Raw genomic sequence first — 3,497 nt, forward strand, 5'->3', positions numbered from 1 at the left:
CTGCTCATTGAGCGGATGCTCATACAAGATATAACTGGCAGCTTCGGGCATCAATTGCCTAATTCCTTGCTAATTGCCTGTATTGGTTATCAAGCGTTATAACGCTTTGTTTAAGGGAATGCAAATCTGAGTCATTGACAATCACATCATCAGCAATCGACAAGCGCTGTTGGCGGCTGGCCTGTTTATCCAAAATAGCCTGCGCCTGCTCTTTAGTAGACTGATCACGCATCATTAAGCGCTCCAGCTGTACTTCCTCCGGGCAGTCTACCACCAAGACCCGATCATAATCCCGGTGTTGACCGCTTTCGAATAGCAAAGGAATCACACTGATGGAATAAACCGAATCGGCCACATCCTGGCGCCGCCTCATTTCAGCTCGAATTAATGGGTGAAGCAGGTTATTAAGCCACAACCTTTCCTGCTCATTAGAAAAAACTTTAGTGCGAAGCTTTTCGCGATCAAGAGCACCGGAGTCAGTCAAAATCTGTTCCCCAAAATGCTCGACAATAGCATGTAAAGCCTCAGAGCCTTTAGCCACCACCTCACGGGCAATAACATCTGCATCTATGACAGCCACACCAAGCTCAGCAAACATATCACTGACAGCAGTCTTACCGCTGGCGATACCACCTGTTAATGCAACTTTGTAGGTCATGGCTTATCTTCTGAATTGGATTCTGAATTAGTTTCTGCTTCTCTGTTGCACGGACAAGTCATGACTTGTCCCTACGACTTGGCTCTTATGTAGGTTGGAATCCCCGATGGGGGAGGTCCAAGACAAGACGCTAGGATTGTCGTCTTCCAACATTCCAAACAAACCCATTAATAACACTGTTGGATGGCGCCGCTTCGCGACTTATCCAACCTACAGAGCTACTTCTTTATCGTAGGTTGGAAAAGGCAAGACGCCAGGATTGTCGCCCTCCAACAGTTCAAGCAAACCTATCAATGCCATTGTTGGATGGCGCCGCTTCGCGACTTATCCAACCTACAAGAGATATTAGGGCTGCAACATCTGAATATAGCTATTGGTAATGGTTTCACCCCAAATTAAAGCAATCCAACCCGCTATCGCTAAAAATGGACCAAACGGAATTTTGTAATCACGCCCTTTCTTACTGATAACCATAGTGATAATGCCCAAAACCGCACCTGTAACCGTAGACAACAGGATTACCAAAGGCAACATTTGCCACCCCAGGAAAGCCCCAATAGCAGCCAGCAATTTAAAATCTCCGTGGCCCATACCTTCCTTACCGGTTAACAGCTTAAACAACCAATAAATTGACCATAAAGACAAATAACCGGCTAACGCTCCGATAACCGCTGAAGGCAAGTCCTTAGCAAAGCCTGGCAAAGTATGCTCAGGAGCCAACCAAAGCGCTGCAACCAGGCCAATCCAGACCAGCGGCAAGGTCAATTGATCAGGTAAGATCTTATGGTCGTAATCAATAAAACTTCCCGCGACCAGGAAACAAGTAAATATCAGGGCAAACGCCAATGGCCAGGACCAGCCAAAGGCGATAGCACACATCATAAAGGTAACGGCTGTTAGCAGCTCGACAAAAGGATAACGGCCACTGATTTTGGTTTTACAGTTTGAGCATTTGCCACCCAGAAACAACCAGCTAAACACAGGGATATTTTCCAAGGCAGTAATTTTATGATGACATTTTGGACAGGCAGAAGCCGGAGTCATTAAATTGTATTTTGCCGGCAACTCATCCTTTGGGCAGGAAACACTACAATTTGCTTCAGTTAAAATTTCCGTTGCGGTTGCGCGCCACTCGCGACCCAAAATTAACGGCAGCCTATGAATTACAACATTCAAAAAGCTGCCCGTTAATAACCCCAGTATAAAAACTAAACCTGCCAATACGGGCAGGTTTGAAGAAAGTATCTCAATCATGTTTTTGTCTTTTTAATATATGGATTGATTAGAAAGCATTACCCATCTGGAAGATCGGCAGGTACATGGCTGTAACAAGTCCGCCTACAACGGTACCCAAGAACACGATGATTATTGGCTCAATTAATGAACTAATACCATCTACTGCGTCATCCACTTCCTGCTCATAAATATCAGCCACCTTGGCTAACATGGTATCAACGGCACCAGATTCCTCACCAATCGCAACCATCTGAGTAACCATGTTTGGGAAAACCTGAGTAGAGGCCATTGCCATGTTAATTTGCAGACCTGTAGTCACATCTTCTTTAATCTTCATGATAGCATCTCGGTATACTGCATTCCCTGAGGCCCCGGCAGCAGAATCTAATGCATCAACAAGCGGCACACCTGCGGCAAAAGTTGTAGCTAAGGTACGAGCATAACGGGCTACTGCAGCTTTCTGAATAAGAGGACCAAATATGGGAATCTTTAAAAGCAGTTTGTCCTTTCCATCTCTGAATGACTTAGATCGCTCATTTAACAACTTATAGCCAACAACGATCCCTATTATTACCAAAAGGTAAATAAACCAATAAGCCTGAACATTTTCAGATAAATTTACAACTAACTGAGTAAAACCTGGTAAATCGGCTCCTGCACCCTTAAATAAATCAGCAAACATTGGAACAACATAAATCAAAAGGATAGCAGTAACAACAATAGATACCACTACAACCGCAGCAGGATACATTAAAGCTGACTTAATTTTTGACTTAAGGGCCTCTGTTTTTTCTTTATAGGTAGCAATTCGATCCAACATCTGCTCTAAAGTACCTGATTGCTCACCGGCATGAATCAAATCACAGACCAACTCGTCAAAATATTTTGGTTTTTTTCTTAAGGATTCAGCAAATGGATTACCCGACTCAACATCAGCTTTAATATCCATCACCAAGTCTTGAACACTTGGGTTTTCATGCCCCTTACCAATAATATCGAAGGACTGTACTAAAGGAACACCAGCTTTCATCATTATAGCTAACTGTCTTAAGAATACAGCAATGTCAACTGGCTTAATGGGCTTCTTTCCAGCACCAAACGAAAACAATTCTGCATTAATCGTCTTAGGAGTAATTCCTTGCTTTAGAAGCTGCTGTTTGACTGCGTCTTGGTTCTCAGCGGAAATCTTTCCTTTTATTTTTACGCCCTGCTTATTAACACCACTCCATTGAAAATTTTTCAACTTAGTTTGCTTAGCTTTTGTTGCCTTCCGTTTAACTGCTGTTGCCATGTTAATTACCTTTCTAATGTACTGTTATGGCTAATGCGTCTATCGAACACATCCCCATTAATCCTATCTCACTTTGTTAGCACTAATCCTGTGTTACACGATTCACCTCGGCAAGACTGGTTAAACCGGCCTTAACCTTATTCAGGCCTGCACGACGCAAATCAGGAATCCCCTCTTTTTTGGCCTGATCTGATATATCTATCGCATTACCACCTTCCATGATAATACGACCATTTTCTTCTGACACCGGCATAACCTGGAATAAACCCACACGACCTTTATAGCCCATTGTGCATTTATCGCAACCTACTG

The 3,497-nt window shown here is 43.4% G+C and carries 3 protein-coding genes and 1 pseudogene; all 4 read right to left on the bottom strand.

What is annotated here, in order from left to right; all coding sequences use genetic code 11:
* Positions 1 to 58: 58 nt before the first annotated feature.
* Positions 59 to 658 (bottom strand): dephospho-CoA kinase, encoded by a 600-nt coding sequence (coaE, locus tag HUJ19_RS07370; RefSeq protein WP_290623073.1) that lies wholly within the window; start codon positions 656 to 658, stop codon positions 59 to 61.
* Positions 659 to 1,003: 345 nt separating this feature from the next.
* Positions 1,004 to 1,912 (bottom strand): A24 family peptidase, encoded by a 909-nt coding sequence (locus tag HUJ19_RS07375; protein ID WP_290623074.1) that lies wholly within the window; start codon positions 1,910 to 1,912, stop codon positions 1,004 to 1,006.
* Positions 1,913 to 1,940: 28 nt separating this feature from the next.
* Positions 1,941 to 3,185 (bottom strand): type II secretion system F family protein, encoded by a 1,245-nt coding sequence (locus HUJ19_RS07380; RefSeq protein WP_290623075.1) that lies wholly within the window; start codon positions 3,183 to 3,185, stop codon positions 1,941 to 1,943.
* Positions 3,186 to 3,267: 82 nt separating this feature from the next.
* Positions 3,268 to 3,497: pseudogene (locus HUJ19_RS07385) on the bottom strand (type IV-A pilus assembly ATPase PilB); the annotation flags it as partial.

The sequence above is a fragment of the Kangiella sp. genome, assembly GCF_014762745.1.
In the GTDB taxonomy this organism is placed as follows: domain Bacteria; phylum Pseudomonadota; class Gammaproteobacteria; order Enterobacterales; family Kangiellaceae; genus Kangiella.